The 24,868-nt window shown below is 54.5% G+C and carries 23 protein-coding genes; 16 read left to right on the forward strand and 7 right to left on the reverse strand.

Annotated elements, in window-relative coordinates:
- The first annotated feature begins 182 nt into the window (after positions 1–182).
- The 7 genes from mreB (at position 183) to tldD (ending at position 10,218) form a co-directional block, all read left to right on the forward strand.
- Positions 183–1,226 (forward strand): rod shape-determining protein MreB, encoded by a 1,044-nt coding sequence (gene mreB / locus CNE01S_RS11445; protein ID WP_000913396.1) that lies wholly within the window; start codon positions 183–185, stop codon positions 1,224–1,226.
- Positions 1,227–1,290: 64 nt separating this feature from the next.
- Positions 1,291–2,277, forward strand: a complete 987-nt coding sequence (mreC, locus tag CNE01S_RS11450) for a rod shape-determining protein MreC (protein WP_008454901.1) — start codon at positions 1,291–1,293, stop codon at positions 2,275–2,277.
- Complete coding sequence (mreD, locus tag CNE01S_RS11455; RefSeq protein ID WP_008454899.1) at positions 2,277–2,765, forward strand: rod shape-determining protein MreD; 489 nt, start codon at positions 2,277–2,279, stop codon at positions 2,763–2,765. The genes mreC and mreD overlap by 1 nt, the downstream gene beginning before the upstream one ends.
- Positions 2,766–2,774: 9 nt before the next feature.
- A complete protein-coding gene (locus CNE01S_RS11460; RefSeq protein ID WP_061276111.1) occupies positions 2,775–3,368 on the forward strand; it encodes a Maf family protein in 594 nt (197 codons plus the stop codon).
- Positions 3,358–4,827, forward strand: coding sequence for a ribonuclease G (gene rng, locus CNE01S_RS11465; protein WP_061276112.1), 1,470 nt, complete (start codon positions 3,358–3,360; stop codon positions 4,825–4,827). The genes CNE01S_RS11460 and rng overlap by 11 nt, the downstream gene beginning before the upstream one ends.
- Before the next feature lie 46 nt (positions 4,828–4,873).
- Entirely contained in the window at positions 4,874–8,686 is a 3,813-nt protein-coding gene (gene yhdP / locus CNE01S_RS11470) for an AsmA2 domain-containing protein YhdP (RefSeq protein WP_061276114.1), read from the forward strand.
- 86 nt (positions 8,687–8,772) lie between these two features.
- On the forward strand, positions 8,773–10,218 hold the full coding sequence (tldD, locus tag CNE01S_RS11475; RefSeq protein ID WP_038478346.1) for a metalloprotease TldD: 1,446 nt from the start codon (positions 8,773–8,775) through the stop codon (positions 10,216–10,218).
- A gap of 20 nt (positions 10,219–10,238) precedes the next feature.
- On the opposite strand, the gene aaeR is transcribed toward tldD, so the two are convergent.
- Complete coding sequence (gene aaeR, locus CNE01S_RS11480; protein WP_061276116.1) at positions 10,239–11,174, reverse strand: HTH-type transcriptional activator AaeR; 936 nt, start codon at positions 11,172–11,174, stop codon at positions 10,239–10,241.
- Between the two features lie 177 nt (positions 11,175–11,351).
- Here aaeR and aaeX point away from each other — a divergent pair, with 177 nt between their 5' ends.
- From aaeX to CNE01S_RS11505, 5 genes are all read left to right on the forward strand, one after another.
- Entirely contained in the window at positions 11,352–11,555 is a 204-nt protein-coding gene (aaeX, locus tag CNE01S_RS11485; RefSeq protein ID WP_008454892.1) for a p-hydroxybenzoic acid efflux pump operon protein AaeX, read from the forward strand.
- Between the two features lie 7 nt (positions 11,556–11,562).
- Positions 11,563–12,495, forward strand: coding sequence for a p-hydroxybenzoic acid efflux pump subunit AaeA (gene aaeA, locus CNE01S_RS11490; RefSeq protein ID WP_061276118.1), 933 nt, complete (start codon positions 11,563–11,565; stop codon positions 12,493–12,495).
- A 10-nt stretch (positions 12,496–12,505) separates the two neighbouring features.
- Complete coding sequence (gene aaeB, locus CNE01S_RS11495; protein ID WP_061276120.1) at positions 12,506–14,467, forward strand: p-hydroxybenzoic acid efflux pump subunit AaeB; 1,962 nt, start codon at positions 12,506–12,508, stop codon at positions 14,465–14,467.
- Between the two features lie 99 nt (positions 14,468–14,566).
- The gene (locus tag CNE01S_RS11500; RefSeq protein WP_061276121.1) at positions 14,567–16,021 is read left to right on the forward strand and encodes an NAD-dependent succinate-semialdehyde dehydrogenase; all 1,455 of its coding nucleotides are present in this window, start codon (positions 14,567–14,569) and stop codon (positions 16,019–16,021) included.
- A 35-nt stretch (positions 16,022–16,056) separates the two neighbouring features.
- On the forward strand, positions 16,057–16,329 hold the full coding sequence (locus tag CNE01S_RS11505) for a barstar family protein (RefSeq protein ID WP_061276123.1): 273 nt from the start codon (positions 16,057–16,059) through the stop codon (positions 16,327–16,329).
- Positions 16,330–16,400: 71 nt separating this feature from the next.
- Here CNE01S_RS11505 and yhcN (CNE01S_RS11510) read toward each other — a convergent pair whose 3' ends face one another.
- The 3 genes from yhcN (CNE01S_RS11510) to argR form a co-directional block, all read right to left on the reverse strand.
- Positions 16,401–16,667 (reverse strand): peroxide/acid stress response protein YhcN, encoded by a 267-nt coding sequence (yhcN, locus tag CNE01S_RS11510; RefSeq protein ID WP_039288192.1) that lies wholly within the window; start codon positions 16,665–16,667, stop codon positions 16,401–16,403.
- 124 nt (positions 16,668–16,791) lie between these two features.
- Positions 16,792–17,055 carry a peroxide/acid stress response protein YhcN gene (yhcN, locus tag CNE01S_RS11515; protein WP_038478367.1) on the reverse strand — a complete coding sequence of 88 codons (264 nt, stop codon included), beginning with the start codon at positions 17,053–17,055 and terminating at the stop codon, positions 16,792–16,794.
- Between the two features lie 370 nt (positions 17,056–17,425).
- Positions 17,426–17,896 (reverse strand): transcriptional regulator ArgR, encoded by a 471-nt coding sequence (gene argR / locus CNE01S_RS11520; protein ID WP_061276125.1) that lies wholly within the window; start codon positions 17,894–17,896, stop codon positions 17,426–17,428.
- A 488-nt stretch (positions 17,897–18,384) separates the two neighbouring features.
- Here argR and mdh point away from each other — a divergent pair, with 488 nt between their 5' ends.
- On the forward strand, positions 18,385–19,320 hold the full coding sequence (mdh, locus tag CNE01S_RS11525) for a malate dehydrogenase (protein WP_039298218.1): 936 nt from the start codon (positions 18,385–18,387) through the stop codon (positions 19,318–19,320).
- A 57-nt stretch (positions 19,321–19,377) separates the two neighbouring features.
- On the opposite strand, the gene degS is transcribed toward mdh, so the two are convergent.
- The 3 genes from degS to zapG form a co-directional block, all read right to left on the reverse strand.
- On the reverse strand, positions 19,378–20,445 hold the full coding sequence (gene degS / locus CNE01S_RS11530; protein WP_061276127.1) for an outer membrane-stress sensor serine endopeptidase DegS: 1,068 nt from the start codon (positions 20,443–20,445) through the stop codon (positions 19,378–19,380).
- Positions 20,446–20,533: 88 nt separating this feature from the next.
- Positions 20,534–21,904 carry a serine endoprotease DegQ gene (gene degQ / locus CNE01S_RS11535; RefSeq protein WP_061276129.1) on the reverse strand — a complete coding sequence of 457 codons (1,371 nt, stop codon included), beginning with the start codon at positions 21,902–21,904 and terminating at the stop codon, positions 20,534–20,536.
- 174 nt (positions 21,905–22,078) lie between these two features.
- Positions 22,079–22,477, reverse strand: a complete 399-nt coding sequence (gene zapG / locus CNE01S_RS11540) for a Z-ring associated protein ZapG (protein WP_061276131.1) — start codon at positions 22,475–22,477, stop codon at positions 22,079–22,081.
- A gap of 176 nt (positions 22,478–22,653) precedes the next feature.
- Between zapG and zapE the strand changes: the two genes are divergently transcribed.
- The 3 genes from zapE to rpsI all read left to right on the forward strand — a co-directional run bounded on the left by zapE (position 22,654) and on the right by rpsI (position 24,842).
- A complete protein-coding gene (gene zapE, locus CNE01S_RS11545; protein ID WP_061276133.1) occupies positions 22,654–23,778 on the forward strand; it encodes a cell division protein ZapE in 1,125 nt (374 codons plus the stop codon).
- Positions 23,779–24,005: 227 nt separating this feature from the next.
- Positions 24,006–24,434 carry a 50S ribosomal protein L13 gene (gene rplM / locus CNE01S_RS11550; protein WP_008454874.1) on the forward strand — a complete coding sequence of 143 codons (429 nt, stop codon included), beginning with the start codon at positions 24,006–24,008 and terminating at the stop codon, positions 24,432–24,434.
- A 15-nt stretch (positions 24,435–24,449) separates the two neighbouring features.
- The gene (rpsI, locus tag CNE01S_RS11555) at positions 24,450–24,842 is read left to right on the forward strand and encodes a 30S ribosomal protein S9 (RefSeq protein WP_000829818.1); all 393 of its coding nucleotides are present in this window, start codon (positions 24,450–24,452) and stop codon (positions 24,840–24,842) included.
- The last annotated feature ends 26 nt before the right edge of the window (positions 24,843–24,868 follow it).

The following is a 24,868-nucleotide window of genomic DNA, read 5'->3' on the forward strand; positions in this document are numbered from 1 at the left end:
TCTACCGCGTTTGCCGCATTTCTGAACGCCATGTAGGAAGACGTTTCAAAAGTGTTACAGCCGTAGTGAACTGCACTATTTTTCACCGTTGCAGAACATTTTTGCGCCTTGTCGCTGTAACGTGTGGTTGGTAAAGTAAGCGGATTTTGTATCCGCCCCAGCTTTCAGGATTATCCCTTAGTATGTTGAAAAAATTTCGTGGCATGTTTTCCAATGACCTGTCCATTGACCTGGGTACTGCGAATACCCTGATTTATGTGAAAGGACAAGGCATCGTACTGAATGAGCCCTCCGTTGTGGCCATTCGCCAGGACCGAGCGGGCTCGCCAAAAAGCGTTGCGGCCGTAGGCCATGATGCTAAACAGATGCTGGGCCGTACCCCGGGCAACATCGCGGCTATTCGTCCGATGAAAGACGGCGTTATCGCTGACTTCTTCGTGACCGAGAAAATGCTGCAGCACTTTATCAAACAGGTTCACAGCAACAGCTTCATGCGCCCAAGCCCGCGCGTGCTGGTTTGTGTGCCGGTTGGTGCGACCCAGGTTGAACGTCGTGCTATTCGTGAATCCGCACAGGGAGCAGGCGCACGCGAAGTGTTCCTGATTGAAGAACCTATGGCTGCGGCAATTGGCGCAGGCCTGCCGGTTTCTGAAGCCACCGGCTCGATGGTTGTGGATATCGGTGGTGGTACCACCGAAGTGGCCGTTATCTCCCTGAACGGCGTGGTTTATTCCTCTTCCGTCCGTATCGGCGGTGACCGCTTTGACGAAGCCATCATCAATTATGTGCGCCGTAACTACGGTTCCCTGATTGGTGAAGCTACCGCGGAACGCATCAAGCACGAAATCGGTTCTGCCTACCCTGGCGATGAAGTGCGTGAAATCGAAGTTCGCGGTCGTAACCTGGCTGAAGGTGTGCCACGCGGCTTCACCCTGAACTCTAACGAAATCCTCGAAGCACTGCAGGAGCCACTGACCGGTATTGTTAGCGCGGTGATGGTTGCGCTGGAACAGTGTCCGCCAGAGCTGGCATCCGATATTTCCGAGCGCGGTATGGTTCTGACCGGCGGTGGCGCGTTGCTGCGTAACCTCGATCGCCTGCTGATGGAAGAGACGGGTATCCCGGTAGTAGTTGCAGAAGATCCGCTGACCTGTGTTGCCCGCGGCGGCGGCAAGGCACTGGAAATGATCGACATGCACGGCGGCGACTTGTTTAGCGAAGAGTAACAGCCACAGGACAGGGGGAGCTTTCGGCTGCCCCTGCTTGCTGGTTTGGGAATACGCATAGCCTATGAAGCCAATTTTTAGCCGTGGCCCGTCGCTACAGATTCGCCTTATTCTGGCGGTGCTGGTTGCGCTTGGTGTCATTATCGCCGACAGCCGCCTCGGTATGTTCAGCCAGATTCGAACATACATGGATACAGCCGTCAGTCCTTTCTATTTTGTCTCTAATGGTCCCCGTGAATTACTCGACAGCGTGTCTCAGACGCTGGCCTCGCGCGACCAGCTTGAACTTGAAAATCGGGTTCTGCGTCAGGAGCTAATCCTGAAAAACAGTGAATTGCTGATGCTGGGTCAATACCGGCAGGAGAACGCGCGCCTGCGCGAGCTGCTCGGTTCCCCTCTGCGTCAGGATGAGCAAAAAATGGTGACCCAGGTCATCTCCACCGTTAACGATCCGTACAGCGATCAGGTGGTGATCGACAAGGGCAGCGTCAACGGCGTTTACGAAGGCCAGCCGGTCATTAGCGATAAAGGCGTTGTCGGCCAGGTTGTCGCGGTCGCGAAGCTGACCAGTCGGGTGCTGCTGATTTGCGACGCCACCCACGCGCTGCCGATTCAGGTACTGCGTAACGATATCCGCGTGATTGCCGCCGGTAACGGCTGCACCGACGATCTGCAACTGGAGCATTTGCCGGCCAATACCGATATTCGCGTCGGGGACGTGCTGGTGACTTCCGGTCTTGGCGGCCGCTTCCCTGAAGGCTACCCGGTTGGGGTTGTATCATCGGTTAAGCTGGACACCCAGCGCGCCTATACCGTAATCCAGGCTCGTCCTACCGCTGGCCTGCAGCGTTTGCGTTACCTGCTGCTGCTGTGGGGCGCGGACAAAAACGGGTCGTCGCCAATGCCGCCTGAGGAAGTCCATCGCGTGGCCAATGAGCGTCTGATGCAGATGATGCCACAGGTTCTGCCGCCGCCGGGTTCAATGGGCCCACCAGCGCCGGTTCCTGCGCCAGCCACCGGCATTACCCAGCCTGCTACGGGAGCACAGTAGTGGGAAGTTATCGTAGCCAGGGCCGTTGGGTTATCTGGCTTTCATTTTTGATTGCCCTGCTGTTGCAGGTAATGCCCTGGCCGGATGACCTAAAGTTTTACCGGCCGGATTGGGTATTGCTGATTCTGCTTTACTGGATTTTAGCCCTGCCGCACCGCGTGAACGTCGGGACGGGTTTTATTGTGGGCGCCATACTTGATTTGATTAGCGGCTCCACGCTTGGCGTTCGCGCTCTATCATTAAGTATTGTGGCCTACCTGGTGGCGCTGAAATACCAGCTTTTCCGTAACCTCGCTCTTTGGCAGCAGGCGCTGGTTGTCATGCTGCTCTCGCTGGTCACAGACATCATTGTTTTCTGGTCAGAATTTTTAGTGATCAACGTCTCTTTCAGACCGGAAGTGTTCTGGAGTAGTGTAGTTAACGGTATCCTGTGGCCCTGGATTTTCCTGTTAATGCGCAAAGTTCGCCAGCAATTCGCTGTGCAATAAAAGGTAAACATGACTACGTTGTATCTGGCATCCGGTTCGCCTCGCCGTCAGGAGCTTCTGACCCTGATGGGCGTCTCTTTCGAACGCCTGGTTCCAGGCATTGAAGAACAGCGGCAGCCGCACGAAAGCGCGGAACAGTATGTTCGCCGTCTGGCGCGAGAAAAAGCCCAGGCTGGCGTGGCGCTTGCCGTCAAGGATTTGCCGATACTGGGTGCAGATACGATAGTTATTTTTAACGGCGAAGTACTGGAAAAGCCAAAGGATGCGGAGCATGCCGCACAAATGCTGCGTTTGCTCTCAGGCAATCAGCATCAGGTGATGACGGCTGTTGCTGTCGCCGACGCGAATCAGGTGCTGGAAGCGTTGGTGGTGACCGACGTGACGTTTCGCCGCTTATCCGAACAGGATATTGCCGACTATATTGCCAGCGGTGAACCTATGGACAAAGCCGGGGCTTACGGCATTCAGGGGCTTGGTGGCTGTTTCGTTAAAAGGATTAATGGCAGTTATCATGCAGTGGTGGGATTACCGCTGGTGGAAACTGGTGAGTTGCTGAGCAATTTTCACGCGCTGCGTGACGGACGAGGAAAAGATGACGGCTGAATTATTAGTCAACGTTACCCCATCAGAGACGCGGGTAGCCTATATTGACGGTGGCATATTACAAGAGATTCATATTGAGCGCGAAGCGCGCCGCGGAATAGTAGGGAATATCTACAAAGGTCGCGTTAGCCGGGTGCTGCCTGGAATGCAGGCGGCATTTGTAGATATTGGCCTGGACAAGGCGGCATTTCTTCATGCTTCTGACATTATGCCACACACCGAGTGCGTGGCCGGTGAGGAGCAAAAGAACTTTAGCGTGCGCGATATTGCCGAGCTGGTTCGCCAGGGGCAGGATTTAATGGTGCAGGTGGTGAAAGATCCGCTGGGCACCAAAGGCGCGCGCCTGACCACCGACATCACGCTTCCTTCCCGTTACCTTGTTTTCATGCCTGGCGCCTCTCACGTTGGTGTCTCCCAGCGTATTGAAAGCGAAGCCGAGCGTGACCGCCTGAAGCGCATCGTGAATGAATATTGTGATGAGCATGGTGGCTTTATTATTCGTACCGCCGCAGAAGGTGTCTGCGAAGAAGATTTAGCCTCTGATGCGGCTTACCTGAAGCGAGTCTGGACCAAGGTCAGCGAGCGCAAAAAACGCAATCAAACCCGCTATCAAATGTACGGCGAGCTTGCGCTGGCGCAGCGCGTATTGCGTGACTTTGCTGATGCGGCGCTGGATCGTATCCGCGTTGATTCCCGCCTGACTTATGAAATGCTGCTGGAATTTACCGCCGAGTACATGCCGGAGATGACCAGCAAAATTGAGCATTACAGCGGCCGACAGCCCATTTTCGACCTCTATGACGTTGAGAACGAAATCCAGCGCGCGCTGGAGCGTAAAGTGGAACTGAAGTCAGGTGGCTACCTGGTTATTGACCAAACCGAAGCGATGACCACGGTCGATATCAACACCGGCGCGTTCGTTGGTCACCGCAATCTCGACGACACGATTTTCAATACCAATATCGAAGCCACTCAGGCCATTGCGCGCCAGCTTCGGTTACGTAATCTGGGCGGCATTATTATTATCGATTTTATCGACATGAGTAATGAAGATCACCGCCGTCGCGTGCTGCATTCTCTCGAGCAGGCGCTGAATAAAGATCGCGTGAAAACCAGTATTAACGGCTTCTCCCAGCTTGGCCTGGTCGAGATGACCCGTAAGCGCACGCGCGAAAGCGTAGAGCATGTGCTGTGCAACGAATGCCCGACCTGCCACGGCCGCGGTACGGTAAAGACGGTCGAAACGGTCTGCTATGAAATTATGCGTGAAATCGTGCGCGTGCATCATGCCTACGATTCTGACCGTTTCCTGGTCTATGCTTCTCCTGCGGTAGGTGAAGCGTTGAAAAGCGAAGAGTCTCACGCGCTGGCCGAAGTAGAAATCTTTGTAGGTAAGCAGGTTAAAGTCCAGATTGAGCCGCTCTACAATCAGGAGCAGTTCGACGTCGTTATGATGTAAATGTGCGGATGCGCATTTTGCCCGTAAGGCTGACAAGGAGAGAAAGGTGAGGCGACTGCCCGGCATTCTGCTGCTCACAGGCGTAACGTTGGTTGTTATCGTCGCGCTGCTGGTGAGTGGCCTGCGGCTCGTTTTGCCGCACCTGGATGCCTGGCGGCCTGCGTTGCTGGATAAGATTGAGGCGGCGACCGGCGTGCCGGTTGAAGTCAGCAATTTAAAGGCTAGCTGGGAGAACCTCGGCCCTACGCTGGACGTGCGTGATGTTAAAGCCGGGCTCAAAGACGGCGGCACGCTGAGCATCAAACGCGTGACTCTGGCGCTGGATGTCTGGCAAAGCCTGCTTCACGTCCGCTGGCAGTTTCGCGATCTAACCTTCTATCAGCTGCAAATGCGCACCAACACGCCCCTCAGCCAGAATGGCGGCGATGGCTCGCTGGAAGCAGACAAAATCAGCGATCTTTTCCTGCGCCAGTTCGATCACTTCGATCTCCGCGACAGCTCTCTTAGTTTTCTGACGCTCTCCGGCCAGCGGGCCGAACTCTCGATTCCTCAGCTAACCTGGCTCAACGGTAAAAACCGGCATCGCGCGGAAGGTCAGGTGAGCTTATCCAGCTTCAACGGCCAGCACGGCGTAGCCAACGTCCGCATGGATCTGCGGGATGAAAACGGCATTCTGAACAACGGCAAGGTCTGGCTGCAGGCAGACGACGTGGATGTGAAGCCCTGGCTGGGCCGCTGGATGGAAGACAATGTTGACCTGAAAAGCGCTCGTTTTAGCCTCGAAGCCTGGATGGACGTGAAGGAAGGCGATATCAGCGGCGGTAGCATCTGGCTGAAAAAAGGCGGGGCAAGCTGGCCGGGCACCGACAACGTAACGCACTCTCTTTCAGTCGATAACCTGACGGCGCAGGTCAGCCGGGAGAAATCCAGCTGGCAACTCTCTATCCCTTCCACCAATATCACGCTGGATGACCAGGCCTGGCCCAAAGGCTCGCTCTCCGTGGCCTGGATAGCGCCGCAGGACGTGGGCGGTAAACAAAGCCAGCGCAGCGACGAACTGCGCGTGCGTGCCAGCAATATGGAACTGGATCGGTTTAATGGCCTGTTGCCGATTGCCGCGAAAATCTCGCCTCAGTTTGGCGACATTTGGACTTCGCTTCAGCCTCAGGGCCATATCGACGTGCTGGCGCTGGATATTCCACTGCAGCAAACCGAGCAGACCCGAATGCAGGCGCGATGGAATGACGTGAGCTGGAAACAATGGAAGCTGCTGCCGGGGGCGGAACACTTCTCTGGCTCGGTGACCGGCAGCGTCGCAAACGGGCAGCTTAACGCCGTAATGACCGACGCCAAAATGCCGTACGAAACCGTCTTCCGCGCGCCGCTTGAGATTGAGAAAGGCGCTGCAACGCTTGCCTGGCAGAAAAACGCCGAGGGCTTTCAGTTAGACGGTAAGAACATTGACGTTAAGGCTCGCTCCGTTTGGGCTCGCGGTGATTTCCGTTACTTCCAGCCCGCCAGCGGAGATCCGTGGCTGGGCATACTGGCGGGTATCAGCACTGATAACGGCGCGGACGCCTGGCGCTACTTCCCGGAAAACCTGATGGGCAAAGAGCTGACGGATTATCTTAGCTCGGCGATTCAGGGCGGCCAGGCCGATAACGCCACGCTGGTGTACGGCGGCAATCCGCATCTTTTCCCCTATGAGCACAACGAAGGCCAGTTTGAAGTTTACGTCCCGCTTCGTAACGCTAAATTTGCTTTCCAGCCGGACTGGCCGGCGCTGGAAAATCTCGATATTACACTCGACTTCATTAACAACGGGCTGTGGATGAACAGTAATGAGGTCAAGTTGGGCGGCGTAACGGCCACTAACCTGACGGCGAACATTCCTGATTATGCCAAAGAAAAGCTGCTGATTGATGCCGATATCAACGGGCCGGGCAGCGCGGTAGGCCCGTATTTCAAAGATACTCCGCTGGATGATTCCCTTGCCGCCGCGCTGGATGAACTACAGATTGGCGGCGATGTGAATGCCCGCTTACATCTCGATATCCCGCTGACCGGTGAAATGACGACGGCGAAAGGCGACGTTCGGCTGAACAACAACACGCTGCTTATCAAGCCGCTGGACAGTACGCTGCATAATCTAAGCGGTAAATTCAGCTTTACCAACGGTGACCTGCAGAGCGAGGCGATGAGCGCCAGCTGGTTTAATCAGCCGGTAAGCCTGAACTTCAACACTAAAACCGGTGATAAGGACTACCAGATAGGCGTTAACCTGAGCGGCGACTGGCAGCCCAACAAAACCGGCGTTCTGCCGAAGCAGGTCAACGACGCAGTTAGCGGCAACGTGACGTGGAAAGGCGATGTGGGGATTACGCTGCCTTATCACGGCAGCGCCAGCTACAAGGTAAATCTGGCGGGCGATCTGAAGAATGTGAGCAGTCACTTACCTGCGCCAGTGGACAAAAAATCCGGGGCAGTGCTGCCGCTGAACATCGCCGTTAAGGGCAATTTAAAAAGCTTCGATCTCACGGGTAATGCGGGCGCACTCAATCACTTTTCCAGCCGCTGGCTGCTGAATAAGAAACTCACCCTTGACCGGGCCATTTGGGCGACCGACAGTAAAACCGTGCCTCCGCTTCCGGAGCAGCCTGGCGTTGAGCTGGATCTCCCCGCAATGGACGGCGCCCAGTGGCTGGCGCTCTTCAGTGAAGGTGCGGCGGACAGCGTTGGGGGATCTGCAGTATTCCCGTCAGCAGTGACATTGCGGACACCGGCATTAACGCTAGCGGGCCAGCAGTGGCATAACCTGAGCCTGATTTCCCGCCCTGTGCTGAACGGCACGCAGGTTGAGGCTCAGGGACGTGAGATTAATGCCTCGCTGAGCATGAAGAATAACGCGCCCTGGCAGGCCAGCGTTAAGTATCTTTATTTCAACCCGAACTGGAGCGTGCTGTCGGGCGCTGCGGACGGAACGAATAAGCCGCAGATACCGGAAAACAGCGATACGCTTAATTTCCGTGGCTGGCCAAATATGCAGATACGCTGTGCGGAGTGCTGGCTGTGGGGGCAGAAATATGGCCGTATCGATGGGGATGTGACCATTAATGGTGACACGCTGCAGCTGGCTAACGGGCTGGTTGATACCGGCTTTGCGCGTCTCACCGCCGACGGTGAATGGGTGAATAAGCCGGGTAGCGAGCGCACATCGCTTAAAGGCAAGCTGAAGGGCGAGAAGCTTGACGCAGCCGCGAACTTCTTTGGGGTGAAAACGCCGCTGCAGGGATCTTCTTTCGACGTTGATTATGATTTGCACTGGCGGGCGGTGCCCTGGAAGCCGGATGAAGCTTCGCTGAACGGCATTCTGCATACCAAACTGGGGAAAGGGCAAATTACCGACGTCAGCACGGGCCATGCCGGCCAGCTCCTGCGCCTGGTCAGCTTTGACGCGCTGCTTCGTAAACTACGTTTCGATTTTAGCGATACTTTTGGCAGCGGCTTCTACTACGATTCGATTCGCAGTACCGCCTGGATAAAAGATGGCGTATTACATACAGACGATACGTTGGTTGATGGGCTGGAGGCGGACATTGCGATGAAAGGTTCGGTGGACCTGGTTCGTCGTGAGCTGAATATGGAAGCGGTCGTCGCCCCTGAAATCTCCGCGACGGTAGGCGTGGCTACTGCTTTTGCGGTTAACCCGATAGTCGGTGCCGCGGTGTTTGCCGCCAGTAAAGTGCTTGGCCCGCTGTGGAGCAAAATCTCCGTGCTGCGCTACAGCATTACCGGCCCGGTAGATAAACCGAAAATTGATGAAGTGCTGCGCCAGCCGCGTACCAGCGAAGCCCACTGATTTGACGTTAGCGGTTAATTGCCGCAAGCTCCATTAATAAACCATTCCTCGCCAAACGGGCGATAAGCAATAAGAGTAGCGAAACGATGAGTCTTAACCTGGTAAGTGAGCAGTTGCTGTCTGCGAATGGCTTAACCCATCAAGATCTGTTTTCCATCCTCGGGCAGCTGTCCGAGCGCCGTCTCGATTACGGCGATCTCTATTTCCAGTCCAGCTATCATGAATCCTGGGTGCTGGAAGACCGCATTATTAAAGATGGTTCATGGAATATCGATCAGGGCGTTGGCGTTCGTGCGGTTAGCGGCGAGAAAACCGGGTTTGCCTACGCGGATCAAATTACTTTGCTGGCGCTGGAGCAGAGCGCTCATGCGGCTCGCAGCATCGTGCGCGAGCAGGGCGACGGGCGTGCCCGCACGCTGGGTAACGTGCCGCACAGCGCGCTTTATACCAGCGCCGATCCGCTGCTGAGCATGACGCGTGAAGAGAAGCTCGACATCCTGAGACGTGTGGACAGCGTCGCGCGCGCGGCAGACGCTCGTGTGCAGGAAGTGAGTGCCAGCCTGACGGGCGTTTACGAGCTGATTCTGGTGGCGGCTACGGACGGAACGCTGGCGGCGGATGTTCGCCCTCTGGTGCGCCTGTCGGTTAGCGTTCAGGTTGAGGAAGACGGCAAACGTGAGCGCGGCGCGAGCGGCGGCGGCGGTCGTTTTGGCTATGAGTATTTCCTGGAAAGCGTAAACGGCGAAGTTCGGGCTGACGCCTGGGCGAAAGAAGCGGTGCGTATGGCGATGGTGAACCTGTCAGCGGTTGCGGCTCCTGCCGGCATGCTGCCGGTGGTGCTGGGTGCTGGCTGGCCTGGCGTTCTGCTGCATGAAGCGGTCGGTCACGGTCTGGAAGGCGATTTTAACCGCCGTGGTACTTCGGTCTTCAGCGGCCAGATGGGCCAGTTGGTGGCTTCAGAGCTGTGTACCGTGGTGGATGACGGCACGATGGCTAACCGCCGTGGTTCTGTTTCCATCGATGACGAAGGCGTGCCGGGGCAGTACAACGTGCTGATCGAAAACGGCATTCTTAAAGGCTACATGCAGGACAAGCTGAACGCTCGGCTGATGGGCGTTGCGCCTACTGGTAACGGTCGCCGCGAATCCTACGCGCATCTGCCGATGCCGCGTATGACCAACACCTACATGCTGGCGGGCAAATCTACCCCGCAGGAGATTATCGAGTCCGTGGACTACGGTATCTTTGCGCCAAACTTCGGCGGCGGCCAGGTCGATATCACCTCCGGCAAGTTTGTGTTCTCCACCTCCGAAGCCTACCTGATTGAAAAAGGGAAGGTCACAAAGGCGGTGAAAGGCGCCACGCTGATTGGCTCCGGCATTGAAACCATGCAGCAGATCTCAATGGTCGGTAACGATTTGGCGCTGGACAACGGCGTCGGCGTCTGCGGTAAAGAAGGGCAAAGCCTGCCGGTTGGCGTCGGCCAGCCAACCCTGAAGGTCGATAATCTGACCGTGGGCGGTACCGCTTAAGTTCATCTGGCAGCCGGGCTCTAACCCCGGCTGTTTTCATTTCTCGCCCGCACGCCCTGAAAAAGCTGCGTCACCCGCACGAAATAATCCGTCAGATAGTTAATGCACACCTCCACCTTCAGCGGCAGTTTGTCTTTCTCGGTATACAGCGCGTAAACCGGGCGTGGGTCGGACTGATAGCGAGGGAACAGGATCTCCAGCTCCCCGCTGTTGATCTCGTCGATCACCCACATCAGCGGCGCAAACCCTACTCCGGCACCGGCCTTAAGCCAGCGGCTTAACGTCATCGGATCGTTGGTGACAAAGCGGCCATGCGGGATTACTTTGGTGGAAATCCCTTCCGGCGCGATGAGCTCAAACTCATTGTGCGGACGTACGCTGTATTCGAGCCAGGAATGGTTCGCCAGATCGGCGGGTTTTTCCGGCGTACCGTGAAGCTGCAGATAGTTTTTCGCAGCGCAGACCACCATCGGCATCGAACCCAGCTTGCGTGAAAACAGGCTGGAATCTTGCAGAGCACCTACGCGAATCACCAGGTCCAGGCCGTCGGCAATCAGATCGGGAAAGGGAATGCCCGTCACCAGATTTACGGTCAGGCCTGGGTACTCTCTCAACATTTCGGTCGTCATGTCGGCGAGGACATTCTGTGCCATAGTTGAAGAGCTGCCGATGCGTAGCGTGCCGATGGGCGTGTTGTTAAAGGCGTAAAGCTGCTCGTGGACTTCCTGCGCTTCGTGAAGCATTTTGCGGCAGCCCTGATAATAGATTTTGCCCGCTTCGGTCAGGCCAATGCTGCGGGTGCTGCGGTTGAGCAGCTTAACCTGCAGCTCATCTTCCAGTTTGGACACGATCTGGCTGATGGAAGAGACGCTCATTTGTAGCTGCCTTGCGGCAGCGGTGTAGGAGCCAAGTTCAACCACTTTGGCAAACACCGACATACGTTTCAGTCGTTCCATTGTTCACTCTGAGTGAAAAGTGATTTAGATCACATATTATAGATAACAGGGTAACAGTTACGTTAATATATTATTATTAACATAATTCATACCGCACGCTCGCCCGCCTTTTCTGGCCTCTCCGTCGCGGTTTATCGTCGAGTTATGTATCGCCTGCATTATCTTATCAAGGTCAAAATGAGTCTATTTCCGGTAATCGTAATATTCGGTCTTTCGTTTCCGCCGATATTCTTCGAGTTAATTCTGTCGCTCGCTGCGTTCTGGCTGGCGCGTCGGCTGCTGACCCCAACCGGTATCTATGATTTTGTCTGGCACCCTGCATTATTCAATACAGCGCTCTATTGCTGCCTTTTTTATCTGATTTCGCGTTTGTTCGTTTGAGGTTGATGTGAAAATACTAACAAGAAACATAACCCGTACCGCTATCACGCTTTTACTGGTGCTGCTGGCCTTCATCGCTATCTTCCGTGCGTGGGTGTTTTACACCGAATCCCCGTGGACGCGCGACGCGCGTTTCACCGCTGATGTCGTTGCTATCGCCCCGGATGTATCCGGGCTTATCACCAGCGTGAATGTTCAGGACAACCAACTGGTGAAAAAAGACCAGGTGCTGTTCACCATCGACCAGCCACGTTATCAGAAAGCGCTCGAACAGGCCGAGGCGGACGTGGCCTATTACCAGGCGCTGGCATCTGAGAAACGCCGCGAAGCCGGCAGGCGTAATACGCTTGGTATTCAGGCGATGTCGCGCGAAGAGATAGATCAATCGAACAATCTGCTGCAAACCGTGTTGCACCAGCTTGATAAAGCGCAGGCCACGCGCGATCTGGCCAAACTGGACCTGCAGCGTACGGTGATTCGTGCCCCGGCAGACGGCTGGGTGACTAACCTTAATGTACATACCGGCGAGTTTATTAATCGTGGCGCGACGTCCGTGGCGCTGGTAAAACAAAATTCGTTCTACATCCTTGCCTACATGGAAGAGACCAAGCTTGAAGGCATTCGCCCAGGCTACCGTGTGCAAATTACGCCGCTCGGCAGCAACCGAGTGCTACGCGGCAGCGTTGACAGCATTTCTGCCGGGGTGACAAACGCCAGCAGCACCAGCGATGCAAAAGGCATGGCGACGGTTGATTCTAACCTCGAGTGGGTTCGCCTTGCTCAGCGCGTGCCGGTCAGAATCCGTCTCGATGAGCAGATGGGGAATCTGTATCCCGCCGGGACAACCGCGACAGTCGTTGTGACGGGAGAAAAAGACCGGAAGGCGGAAAATGACTCGGCGTTTATCAAGCTGATGCATCGCCTGCGCGAGTTCGGTTAAGCAGGCCGCTATGTATAACATTTCCAGGCTTCACGTCCGCTTTGCGATAAAGCTCGCCTTCGCCATCGTGCTGGCGGTGTTTGTCGGCTTCCACTTTGAGCTGGAAACACCGCGCTGGGCGGTGCTCACCGCCGCGATTGTTGCCGCCGGGCCTGCCTTTGCCGCCGGCGGGGAGCCCTATTCCGGGGCGATTCGCTACCGCGGGATGCTACGTATTATCGGGACGTTTATCGGTTGTGCTGCCGCGCTGGCGATCATCATTACCCTGATTCGTGCGCCGGTCGTTATGCTGCTGGTGTGCTGTATCTGGGCCGGATTCTGCACCTGGATCTCTTCGCTTGTTCGCGTCGAAAACTCTTACGCCTGGGGGCTCGCCGGCTATACCGCGCTGATTATCGTGGTCACTATCCAGGTGGCTCCGTTGACCACGCCGCAGTTTGCCGTTGAGCGCTGTAGCGAAATCGTGATCGGTATTGTCTGTGCCATCGTCGCTGACCTGCTGTTTTCGCCGCGATCCATCAAGCAAGAGATAGATCGGGAGCTGGATAACCTGCTGGTGGATCAGTATCGCCTGATGCAGCTTTGCATCGCCCACGGTGACAAAGAAGAGGTGGATAAGGCCTGGAGTGGGCTGGTGCGCAAAGTGACCGCGCTCAACGGCATGCGCGCCAACCTGAATATGGAGTCTGCCCGCTGGTCGAAGGCCAATCGCCGCCTGAAAGCGATTAATACACTTTCGCTGACGTTGATCACTCAGGCCTGTGAAACCTTCCTCATTCAGAACACCCGGCCGGAATACGTCACGCCGGAATTTCGACAGCTTTTCGCCGCCGAAGTGGAAACCGCCGACGATGTTTATAAGCGTATGAAAGTGCTGCGCAGGGCGATTTCCGTGATGGGTGAAAAGGCCACGCCGGTCACCATCGGCTCCTGGGTTTCGGCCTCTACTCGTTTTTTGCTGCTGAAGCGAGGCTTTATCAGTAATACCCGGGTCAGCGCGATTGAAGAGGAAGTGCTGAACGGCGAGGCGGTGGTGAAGGTGGAATCCGCCGAAGGCCACCACGCGATGATTAACTTCTGGCGTACGACGATTTCCTGCGTGCTCGGAAGTCTGTTCTGGCTGTGGACCGGCTGGACGTCGGGCAGCGGCGCCATGGTGATGATTGCGGTGGTTACCGCGCTGGCGATGCGCCTGCCTAACCCGCGTATGGTTTCACTCGATTTCCTTTATGGCATGCTGGTGGCGCTACCGCTCGGGGCGTTCTACTTCCTTGTGGTACTGCCGTCCACGCAGCAGAGCATGCTGCTGTTGTGCGTCAGCCTTGCCCTGCTTGGATTCTTCATGGGAATTGAGGTGCAAAAAAGGCGGTTGGGTTCGATGGGGGCGCTGGCCGGGACAATCAATATTATCGTGCTGGATAACCCGATGACTTTCCATTTCAGCAGCTTCCTGGACAGCGCACTGGGGCAGATCGTCGGCTGTTTCCTTGCCATGATGGTGATCCTGTTGATCCGCGATAATTCGAAAGAGCGTACGGGCCGCACGCTGCTGAACCAGTTTGTCTCTGCTGCCGTTTCGGCGCTGACGACCAATAACGCTCGCCGCAAAGAGAACCACCTTCCGGCGCTGTATCAGCAGCTGTTTTTACTGCTCAACATGTTCCCTGGCGACATAGATCGTTATCGCCTGGCGCTGACTCTGATCATCGCGCATCAACGTCTGCGGGATGCGCCTATCCCGGTGAACGACGATCTCTCTGCCTTCCACCGGCAGCTGCGTAAAACGGCTGATAAGGTGATTTCAGCCAGCAGCGATGATAAGCGAGAACGCTATTACGCAAGGCTTTTAGGCGAGCTTGAAATCTATCAAGAGAAGCTTCGCCTGTGGGAAGCGCCGCTGCAGGTCACCGAGCCGGTGAAGCGGCTGGCAGACATTTTACATCGCTACCGGCACACGCTGATTAACGCCTGAGCCCAAACCCTTGCACTTTGAGCCGACGCCTGCGTCGGCTTTTTTCTATCTATACTTAACTGCGGTTACTGGGATGAACACTTAACAACAGGAGAAATTATGACGAATGAATCCCTCCAGCAAAGTGAACTCTTCAAAACCGGATATCTGGTAGATGGCAAGTGGCACTCGCTCGGCGAAACCTTTGATGTACTGAACCCTGCGACGGGAGAAGTGGTGGCGAAAGTGGCGAAGGCGGGCAAGCGCGAAGCCGAAGCCGCGATTGCTTCCGCCAGTAAAGCTTTCCCTGCCTGGCGAGAGAAAACCGCCAAACAGCGTTCTGAAATTCTCTATCGCTGGTTTGAACTCATTCTGAAAAACAAAAGCTGGCTCGCGCGGTTAATGACCCTTGAACAGGGGAAGCCGCTCAAAGAGGCCGAGGGTGAAGTGGATTATGCCGCGAGCTTCATTCAGTGGTTTGCTGAACAGGCCAAACGTGCCAACGGGGAGATCATTCCTCCGGTTAAGCCCGGCTCCCGTATTCTGGCCACGCGTGAACCTGTCGGCGTTGTGGCGGCGATCACGCCGTGGAATTTCCCGATGGCGATGCTGACCCGCAAGCTCGGGCCCGCTCTGGCCGCTGGCTGTACCGGCGTGATAAAACCCGCCAATAACACACCGCTATCCGCCTTTGCGCTGCTGGAACTGGCAACGCAGGCAGGCGTGCCGGACGGCGTACTTAACGCCGTAGCAGGGAACACGCAGGAAATCAGCGACGCCATTATGGCCAGCCATCAGGTGCGCAAAATTTCCTTCACTGGTTCCACGGCGGTGGGTAAAACGCTGATGCGTAACGCCGCAGAAACAATGAAGAAAGTGTCGATGGAACTGGGGGGTAATGCGCCTTATATCGTGTTTGATGATGCGGATATCGACGCGGCGGTCAAAGGTGCCATTGCTAATAAATTCCGTAATGCGGGTCAGGTGTGTGTCAGCGTTAACCGGTTCTTTATCCAGCAGGGCGTGTACGACAGCTTTGTGAACAAGCTTGCCGAAGAGGTCAAAAAGCTGAAGGTAGGCAACGGACTGGAAGAAGGGGTGATTGTCGGGCCTCTGATTGAGCAGTCTGCTGTCGATAAAGTGCGTGAGCATGTGGAGGACGCGCTGGCGAAAGGCGGGAAAGCGCTTGTCGGGGGTAAACCTCACCAGCTAGGTGGTAACTTCTGGCAGCCTACGGTCATCATAGATGCTAATGACGAGATGAAGCTGGCCAGGGAAGAGACGTTTGGCCCGCTGGCGGCCTGCTTCAGTTTTAAAACAGAAGAGGAAGTTATCGAGCGTGCGAACGGTACGCCATTTGGGCTGGCGGCCTATTTCTATACCCAGAATTTACAGCGCGTTTTCCGCGTCTCGCAGGCTCTGGAAAGCGGCATGGTCGGGATCAATGAATGCGCTGTCTCTACGGAGCTGGGACCCTTCGGCGGGGTGAAAGAGTCCGGGTTAGGGCGTGAAGGCTCCGTGCTGGGGTTGGATGAGTTCCTGGAAGTGAAAACGCTACATATCGGCGGGCTTTAGCTCAGCGCTTGCTTAAAAGAGTCAGGACGGCAGCGATGAAAAAATTTATTTTTGATTTTAACCACATCGACGACAACCTGGCTTTCTATCGCCAGTTTGCGGAGCAACTCGCGCTACGTAAAGAGCAGGTTCACGATCTGGATAGCCTGTGGGATGTGGTCACGGCGTCAATGTTACCACTGCCGGTGGAGATCGAGTTTGCACACTTACCGGAGAGCAAGCGGCGCAGATTCGGCGCACTCATCCTGCTGTTTGACGAGGCTGAAGAGGAGCTGGAGGGCCAGCTTCGCTTTAATATCCACGGCTAACATATCATCCGCAGCCATAAAAAAGCCCCCGGCGAGCGGGGGCAAAGTCGTAGGACAAGTACGACGAGGGTTTATTTGTACAGCTCTGCGGTCGCGTGCCAGTTATCACCGCTACGGGCTTCGGTAATGCGGTAAGCAGAGGCACCTTGTTCTGTCGCTTTCTGGGACAATTCCTGACGCATATCCATTGGCGCGCTGCCTACCTGGCTTACAGAAATGGAACCCATGGATTGCAGGCCTTGAGCTTGTTCGCTGTTGATCTGGTGTGCGGCAGCGTTAGCGCCTAAAGAGATAACGGACAACAGGCTCAGTGCGGCGATAGTTAATTTGGTTTTCATAGTCTTTACTCCTAAAGGTTTAACGTGGCGGCCGGAAGGGCTTACTGGCATTTATTCTACTTAGGGCCGCCGAGGCATAACGTTTCTAACGACATCTATTCAACTGGCTTATGGCTAAGAACGATTATTTGTACAGTTCTGCCGTTGCATGCCAGTGTCCGCCGGTGCGGGCTTCGATAACGCGGTAAGCGGAAGCACCGTTTTGTTCAGCTTTCTGGTTCAGCATTTCGTGCATATCCATCGGAGAACTGCCGATGTCATCGACGGAAACGGTTCCCAGTGACTGGCGGTCTTGCGCCTGCTGAGCGTTGATAGAATCAGCGGCGAAAACGCCGAATGACAGAGCGGAGAGCAGGCTTGCGGTAACTAAAGTGGCTTTCATGTTCATGGTTTTTTTCCTCGTCGTATTCTTTTGGTTGGGTCATCGTTCTGTGACCCTCATCACGAAATTAAGTATACACTAGTTACGGGAAAAATTAATACCCTGCTAATTGTTGCCTATGCAACTTTAAATTAATGGAACGATTTTTTATTACTATGAGTTATAAAAAAGACGTTTTTATCACGCCATTTTTGTTAAATATAAGTAAAATCATATATATGGGTGAATTTAACTATTTGTGCGGTGGTGCGCAGAACAATGCCCTATGGAATGCTATTGAAGCAATTCCATACGCTGGATTGAGGTTTGTTTACGGAAGATTACCGAGTGCGGGGCCCGCCGTGTCATGGCGGCGGGCAGAGAAGAGGGGGGGAGATTACAGCTCTTGCTCGAACAGTACCAGAATGGCTTCGTACAGCTCTTTCACCGTGAAGTTGTTGGCCGGCGTGGTGAAAATGGTGTCATCCCCGGCAATGGTGCCAAGAATACCTTCCGATTTCCCCAGTGAATCCAGCAGGCGGGCAATGAGCTGCGCGGCGCCGGGACTGGTATGAATCACCACGACGGCGTCGTTATAGTCGATATCCAGCACCAGGTTTTTTAGCGGGCTGGAGGTCGTCGGGACGCCCAGCTCGGCAGGAAGGCAGTAGACCATTTCCATCTTTGCATTACGCGTTCTCACCGCGCCGAATTTGGTCAGCATGCGGGAAACTTTGGATTGGTTGATGTTTTCGAAGCCGTCGTTTTGTAACGCCTGAACTATCTCGCCCTGTGAGCTGAATTTCTCTTCTTTAAGTAATGCTTTGAAAGCCTTTACTAATTCTTCTTGTTTTGAGGAGTTACGCATAAATAACCTATCCTGGGTAAAAGAGATAACATTATTATGCATTTAAATGAATTTTTATGCAAATTGTTCATCTTCCTTCAGATGCCTGATTATACGGCGACCTGAATAAGGTGGGAGAATCATCCGGCGGAGAACAGCCTGAAATAATGTTATGAAAGCGGGCGATTTTATCAAATTTCGTTATCGGCGAACATGCCTGTGTCACGACTCGCAAATAAGCCTCAAAGTAAATTAAATGTTATCAAAATGATGTTGTTTTGGTGTGCGCGGAGGGGTAATGTAACCGCCGTTGATGTAACCACATCAGGTCGTGACCGGGCGCTATGGCGTCGTTCCTCCCGGCGAGTAAATGCAGCAGCAACGCGGTCGGTGATTGCTTTATATCGCAATCTGGCGGCGGGAAGATTGTAATTATCTCCTCTCTGGATTATGGTCGCCACCGCATGGAGTTACGGCACGATTTTGCTAACCATAATAAGGAGTTTAGGATGAAAGTTGCAGTCCTCGGCGCAGCTGGCGGTATCGGCCAGGCGCTTGCCCTTCTACTTAAGACCCAACTGCCTTCAGGCTCAGAACTCTCTCTGTATGACATTGCGCCAGTAACCCCTGGGGTTGCGGTGGATCTGAGTCATATCCCGACTGACGTGAAAATCAAAGGTTTCTCCGGCGAAGATGCTACCCCTGCGCTGGTGGGTGCAGATGTGGTGCTGATCTCCGCGGGTGTTGCACGTAAACCAGGTATGGATCGTTCCGACCTGTTCAACGTGAACGCGGGCATCGTGAAAAACCTGATCGAGCAAGTGGCGAAAACTGCCCCTAAAGCCTGCATCGGTATTATTACCAACCCGGTAAACACCACCGTGGCGATTGCCGCAGAAGTGCTGAAAAAAGCGGGTGTCTACGATAAGAACAAACTGTTCGGCGTTACAACGCTGGATATCATCCGCTCCAATACCTTTGTTGCCGAGCTGAAAGGCAAACAGCCTACAGATATCGAAGTACCGGTTATTGGCGGCCACTCTGGCGTGACCATTCTGCCGCTGCTGTCCCAGATCCCAGGCGTCAGCTTCACAGAACAAGAAGTGGCTGACCTGACCAAACGTATCCAGAACGCGGGTACCGAAGTGGTTGAAGCGAAAGCCGGCGGTGGGTCTGCAACGCTGTCTATGGGCCAGGCCGCAGCTCGCTTTGGTCTGTCTTTGGTTCGCGCTCTGCAGGGCGAGAGCAATGTTGTTGAATGCGCTTACGTTGAAGGCGACGGCGAGCATGCACGTTTCTTCTCTCAGCCACTGCTGCTGGGTAAAAACGGTATCGTTGAGCGTAAGGCTATTGGCACCCTCAGCGCGTTTGAGAAAAACGCGATGGAAGGCATGCTGGATACCCTGAAGAAAGATATTCAGCTGGGCGAAGAATTCGTTAAGTAATCGACGGCTGGATAAAAAAAACCGGAACTCAGGTTCCGGTTTTTTTATGTCTATCGTTTAGCTCCCGGCGGGGTATTCCTGAACGGTGACCTGCAGCGTAAGTTTCTTATCTTCACGCATGACTTCTACCGGAATCACTGAGCCTGGACGAATTTCCGCCACCTGGTCCATCGTTTCCAGCGCGGAGACGGCCGGTTTGTGGTTCACCGAGATAATCACGTCATTCACTTGAATACCTGCCTGGGCCGCCGGGCCGTCAGGGGATACCGCATTAACAATGATGCCTTGTAGCTGATCGATGCCGGTGGATGGGCCATGCAGCGGGGTGATTTCCCTGCCGCCAATACCGATGTAACCACGAATCACCCGGCCATCGCGGATCAGCTTATCCATTATCTTGGTCGCTAACTGGGTCGGTATCGCAAAGCCAATCCCTTCCGGCGTCTCGCCGTCATTGCTCTTATCAAACGACAGGGTGTTGATGCCCATCAGTTCCCCGAGCGAGTTCACCAGCGCTCCTCCGGAGTTGCCGCGGTTAATCGAGGCGTCAGTTTGCAGGAACGACTGTCTACCCGAGGGGCTCAGGCCGATGCGGCCGGTAGCGCTGATAATACCCTGAGTCACCGTCTGCCCGAGGTTGTAGGGGTTACCAATGGCCATCACCACATCGCCAATATGCGGCTGGCGCTTGCCGTTAATAGGAATGATCGGCAGGTTGGTGGCGTTGATTTTCAGCACCGCGAGGTCGGTCAGGCTATCGGAACCAATAAGCAATGCTTCAAACACTCGCCCGTCCTGGAGCGCGACGATGATCTGCTCGGCATCGTTGATAACGTGCTTGTTAGTAATAATGTAGCCACGCCCATCCATGATAACGCCGGAGCCGAGCGTCTTGATTTGAAGCTGGTTTTGGCCGTTATTGCCGACGCTGCGGTTGTACACGTTCACCACCGCAGGGGCAGCGCGGCGCACCGCCGGATTAAAGCTCATCGGCGTTTCGTCTGCGCTGTCATATTGCGCAGGCGCAAGCGGACCAATGGCTTTGCGTAATGACGGCATCGCGAGCAGCAGCAGCCCCGCAACAATCAGCCCAATGACCACCGAACGTAAGATCTTTAGAAACATGAGTTTGAGTTAATGAGTGAGATATCGACCGCAGAATAGCATGAGTTGAACGGACATCGTACAGACGATGTCCGTTTCTCTGCTTCCGTTAACGCAACAGTAAATAGAGGCTCTGTTCGCCGCGAACAATATGCAGCGCAATGACAGCGGGTTTGGCTTCAAGCACTTTACGCATTTCGGCGATGGTATGGATACGCTCGCGGTTAATGCCGACGATGACATCGTCTTTGTGCAGCCCAACCTGAGCCGCAGGCGTGCCTTTATCCACGTTATCCAGACGAATGCCCTTGCCACCGTCTTTTAGCTGCCCATCGCTGAGCGTGGCCCCTTGCAGCGCTGGCAGGATCATTTCAGCGCTGGCGGAAGAGGCTGTGCTCTTGTCCAGCGTCACGCTAACTTCCAGCGGTTTACCGTCGCGCAGCAGGCCCAGTTTCACCACGGTACCTGGCTCGGTTGTGGCGATTTTCGCTCGTAGCTCGGCGAAACTGCTCAGCGGGTTGCCGTTCAGGCTGGTGATGATATCCCCGGCTTTAATGCCCGCTTTTGCCGACCCGGATTGAGGCAGGACTTCACTGACAAACGCGCCGCGCTGGGTGGAAAGATTAAACGCTTTGGCGATGTCGGCGTTCATCTCCATGCCTTTAATGCCCAGCAGGCCCCGTTTGATTTCACCAAACTCCATCAACTGTTTGGCCAGGGTTTGGGCCATATTGCTCGGGATGGCGAAACCAATCCCTACGCTGCCGCCGCTTGGGGCAAGAATAGCGGTGTTAATGCCAATCAGTTCACCGTTCAGATTCAGCAGCGCGCCGCCGGAGTTCCCGCGGTTGATTGAGGCGTCGGTCTGAATAAAGTTCTCCAGGCCTTCAAGGTTAAGCCCGCTGCGGCCCAGCGCGGAAACGATGCCGGAGGTCGCGGTTTGTCCCAGGCCAAAGGGGTTACCCACCGCAACGGCAAAATCACCCACTTTGAGCTTGTCAGAGTCGGCAACTTTGATTTCGGTAAGTCCGGTCGCGTTTTGTAACTGAAGTAGCGCGATATCGCTTTGATCGTCCCCGCCAATCAGTTTGGCATCAAATTCACGCCCGTCATTCAGCTGCACGCTAATTTTTTGTGCCTGATTGATGACATGGTTATTGGTCAGGACATAGCCTTTGGCGGCATTGATGATGACCCCGGAACCTAAGCCTTCGAACTGCTGTGGCGTGTCGGACGGGGCGTCATCCCCGTAGAATTTCTTGAACTCTTCCGGCACTTTCTGGCTGGAAGCTGAGGCGGTGCCTTCAACCTGCACGCTGACAACCGCCGGCAATACTTTTTCCAGCATCGGCGCAAGGCTTGGCAAAGCCGGCTGGCCAGGAACCTGGGAAGGCAGTGACGCGCTTGCCAGAGGGGATACGCCGAGCGTCAGACCGACGCTTAACGCTAATGCACTCAACAGCCGTGTTTGTTTCTTCATTGGATGCTGGCTCTCGTCACCTGGAAAAAGGAATGCCCACTCACGCAATTGATGTTATTGAAATACCAGTCGACTCACAATGGCGTAATAAGAAAGCACAAGACAATTAAATGATAGCTGGGTCAGGAAAGGATGGGGCACTTGAACTGTGCCCCGGAAAAGCTAAGACGGGGATTAATCGCGTTTTGCACCGGCGCGAAGCAGGCCGGAAGCACCGTCTGAATAATCACGCGGCATCTGAACCGGCGCTTGATCGTTACCGGCTTCGGATTCGGCAAGGCGGTTACGGAACGGATTGGCTTCCGCGGTCATTTCCGGCAGCAGGCTGCTGGAGCTTTTTGCCATGTGCTGATAAAGCTGACGATAATCGTGCGCCATGTTGTCCAGCAGCTCGGCGCTGCGGGCAAAATGGCTGACTAACTCTTCGCGGTACTCTTCAAGCTCCGCTTTGTTCTTTTCCAGCTCATACTGCAGAGCTTGCTGCTGGCGCAGCTTAGGGTTGCCGAAACGCATGGCTACGGCGCCGATAATAAGGCCCACCACTAACCCAATAAGCGCATATTCCCAAGTCATGAACTTCTCCCGTTATCTTGTGATTCCGTAGGGTAATGTAGCCACTATAACCGTTAACCGAAGAGAAGTGGAATCCTGACGCAGCATCGCTTAGGGTAGAACGGCCTTTTTTTCGACAACCTGCTCGAAAATGGCAGTGAACGGCTATCCGATTATAAAGGGAAGATAATAATACCATGCAAAATCTCTCTCCTGCATCGCGCTACCAGCAGGCCCTGGCAGAAGGCAGCTTCCAACCTGATGAAGTACAGCGTGAAGCGATTATGCGCCTCGACGCTATCTGGCAAGCATTGTCGACTGCACCCACGCCTGTACCTTCCGGTGGGCTACTGACTAAGTTTGGCAAACTGTTCGGTAAAAAAGAGACTCAGGCCGGGCAGGAGCCCGCTCGAGGTTTATATATGTGGGGAGGCGTGGGTCGCGGTAAAACCTGGCTGATGGATATGTTTTTTCATAGCCTGCCGGGAGAGCGCAAGCTTCGGCTGCACTTCCATCGCTTTATGCTTAGGGTACATGAGGAACTGGCGCAGCAGCAGGGGCACACCGATCCGCTGGAAATCATTGCCGACGGTTTTAAAGCTCAGGCGGACGTGCTGTGCTTTGATGAATTTTTTGTCTCCGACATCACCGATGCGATGCTGCTGGGTACATTAATGAAAGCGCTTTTTGCGCGCGGTATCACGCTGGTAGCAACGTCGAATATCCCGCCGGATGATTTGTATCGTAATGGGTTACAGCGCGCACGGTTCTTGCCGGCTATAGAAGCGATTAAACGCTATTGCGATGTGATGAACGTCGATGCCGGAATTGACTATCGTCTGAGAACATTGACCCAAGCACACCTTTGGCTTTCGCCGCTTAACGATGCGTCTGCTCAGCAGATGGAGAAGCTTTATACGGCGCTTGCGGGCGCTAAACGTGAAGGCGGCCCGGTGCTGGAGATTAATCATCGCCCTTTGGCGACGCTCGGCATGGCTAATCAGACGCTGGCGGTCGATTTTACCACGCTGTGCGTGGACGCCCGCAGCCAGCATGATTACATCGCGCTTTCTCGTCAGTTTCATACCGTCATGCTGTTTAATGTACAGGTGATGACCACGTTGATGGAGAGCGAGGCTCGCCGTTTTATCGCGCTGGTGGACGAATTCTACGAGCGCCACGTGAAGTTGGTGGTGTCCGCAGAGGCTGAGCTATTTACTATTTATCAAGGGGAAAGGCTTAAGTTTGAATTCCAGCGCTGCCTTTCCAGGCTGCAGGAAATGCAAAGTGAAGAGTATTTACGTCGCCCTCATCTGCCTTGACGATGAATATGTGATATCAACGACAAATTGTGGTCGATCTTTGAGGTCGACTTCTCTATAATCTTGCGACCCCACGTTACAACCAAAGTTTTTTTCCCAAAACTTTTGTCGTGCCGGCATAGGCTATTCGAAGGGGTAGGTTTGCTGGACAATGTCGCGTGAACCTCAACTGATTTTAAACGTTTGGGTGTTCACCAACGTGTAACTATATATTGGGTAAGCTTTTAATGAAAACTTTTACAGCTAAACCAGAAACTGTACAGCGCGACTGGTATGTTGTTGATGCTGAAGGTAAGACCTTAGGTCGTCTGGCTACTGAACTGGCTCGCCGTCTGCGCGGTAAGCACAAAGCGGAATACACTCCGCACGTTGATACTGGTGATTACATCATCGTTCTGAACGCTGACAAAGTTGCTGTAACCGGCAACAAGCGTACTGACAAAGTGTACTACCATCACACCGGCCACATCGGTGGTATCAAACAAGCGACCTTTGAAGAGATGATTGCCCGCCGTCCTGAGCGTGTGATTGAAATCGCGGTTAAAGGCATGCTGCCAAAGGGCCCGCTGGGTCGTGCAATGTTCCGTAAACTGAAAGTTTACGCGGGCACCGAGCACAACCACGCGGCACAGCAACCGCAAGTTCTGGACATTTAATCGGGATTATAGGCAATGGCTGAAAATCAATACTACGGCACTGGTCGCCGCAAAAGTTCCGCAGCTCGCGTGTTTATCAAACCGGGCAACGGCAAAATCGTTATCAACCAACGTTCTCTGGAACAGTACTTCGGTCGTGAAACTGCCCGCATGGTAGTTCGTCAGCCGCTGGAACTGGTCGACATGGTTGAGAAACTGGATCTGTACATCACCGTTAAAGGTGGTGGTATCTCTGGTCAGGCTGGTGCGATCCGTCACGGTATCACCCGCGCTCTGATGGAGTATGATGAGTCCCTGCGTTCCGAGCTGCGTAAAGCTGGCTTCGTTACCCGTGATGCTCGTCAGGTTGAACGTAAGAAAGTCGGTCTGCGTAAAGCACGTCGTCGTCCTCAGTTCTCCAAACGTTAATTGTTCTCTGCTTACGCAGAAAGGCA

It is taken from the genome of Cedecea neteri NBRC 105707 = ATCC 33855, assembly GCF_001571265.1.
GTDB classification, from domain to species: Bacteria; Pseudomonadota; Gammaproteobacteria; order Enterobacterales; family Enterobacteriaceae; genus Cedecea; species Cedecea neteri.

What these genes read in the sequence shown, in the direction of transcription:
- degS (WP_061276127.1), bottom strand. Translation starts at nt 20,445, where the DNA reads ATGTTTCTAAAGATCTTACGTTCGGTGGTCATTGGGCTGATTGTTGCG.
- CNE01S_RS11500 (WP_061276121.1), top strand. Translation starts at nt 14,567, where the DNA reads ATGACGAATGAATCCCTCCAGCAAAGTGAACTCTTCAAAACCGGATAT.
- mdh (WP_039298218.1), top strand. Translation starts at nt 18,385, where the DNA reads ATGAAAGTTGCAGTCCTCGGCGCAGCTGGCGGTATCGGCCAGGCGCTT.
- yhcN (WP_039288192.1), bottom strand. Translation starts at nt 16,667, where the DNA reads ATGAAAACCAAATTAACTATCGCCGCACTGAGCCTGTTGTCCGTTATC.
- CNE01S_RS11460 (WP_061276111.1), top strand. Translation starts at nt 2,775, where the DNA reads ATGACTACGTTGTATCTGGCATCCGGTTCGCCTCGCCGTCAGGAGCTT.
- rpsI (WP_000829818.1), top strand. Translation starts at nt 24,450, where the DNA reads ATGGCTGAAAATCAATACTACGGCACTGGTCGCCGCAAAAGTTCCGCA.
- rng (WP_061276112.1), top strand. Translation starts at nt 3,358, where the DNA reads ATGACGGCTGAATTATTAGTCAACGTTACCCCATCAGAGACGCGGGTA.
- mreC (WP_008454901.1), top strand. Translation starts at nt 1,291, where the DNA reads ATGAAGCCAATTTTTAGCCGTGGCCCGTCGCTACAGATTCGCCTTATT.
- aaeX (WP_008454892.1), top strand. Translation starts at nt 11,352, where the DNA reads ATGAGTCTATTTCCGGTAATCGTAATATTCGGTCTTTCGTTTCCGCCG.
- rplM (WP_008454874.1), top strand. Translation starts at nt 24,006, where the DNA reads ATGAAAACTTTTACAGCTAAACCAGAAACTGTACAGCGCGACTGGTAT.
- yhcN (WP_038478367.1), bottom strand. Translation starts at nt 17,055, where the DNA reads ATGAACATGAAAGCCACTTTAGTTACCGCAAGCCTGCTCTCCGCTCTG.
- degQ (WP_061276129.1), bottom strand. Translation starts at nt 21,904, where the DNA reads ATGAAGAAACAAACACGGCTGTTGAGTGCATTAGCGTTAAGCGTCGGT.
- argR (WP_061276125.1), bottom strand. Translation starts at nt 17,896, where the DNA reads ATGCGTAACTCCTCAAAACAAGAAGAATTAGTAAAGGCTTTCAAAGCA.
- zapE (WP_061276133.1), top strand. Translation starts at nt 22,654, where the DNA reads ATGCAAAATCTCTCTCCTGCATCGCGCTACCAGCAGGCCCTGGCAGAA.
- tldD (WP_038478346.1), top strand. Translation starts at nt 8,773, where the DNA reads ATGAGTCTTAACCTGGTAAGTGAGCAGTTGCTGTCTGCGAATGGCTTA.
- mreB (WP_000913396.1), top strand. Translation starts at nt 183, where the DNA reads ATGTTGAAAAAATTTCGTGGCATGTTTTCCAATGACCTGTCCATTGAC.
- aaeR (WP_061276116.1), bottom strand. Translation starts at nt 11,174, where the DNA reads ATGGAACGACTGAAACGTATGTCGGTGTTTGCCAAAGTGGTTGAACTT.
- CNE01S_RS11505 (WP_061276123.1), top strand. Translation starts at nt 16,057, where the DNA reads ATGAAAAAATTTATTTTTGATTTTAACCACATCGACGACAACCTGGCT.
- aaeB (WP_061276120.1), top strand. Translation starts at nt 12,506, where the DNA reads ATGTATAACATTTCCAGGCTTCACGTCCGCTTTGCGATAAAGCTCGCC.
- zapG (WP_061276131.1), bottom strand. Translation starts at nt 22,477, where the DNA reads ATGACTTGGGAATATGCGCTTATTGGGTTAGTGGTGGGCCTTATTATC.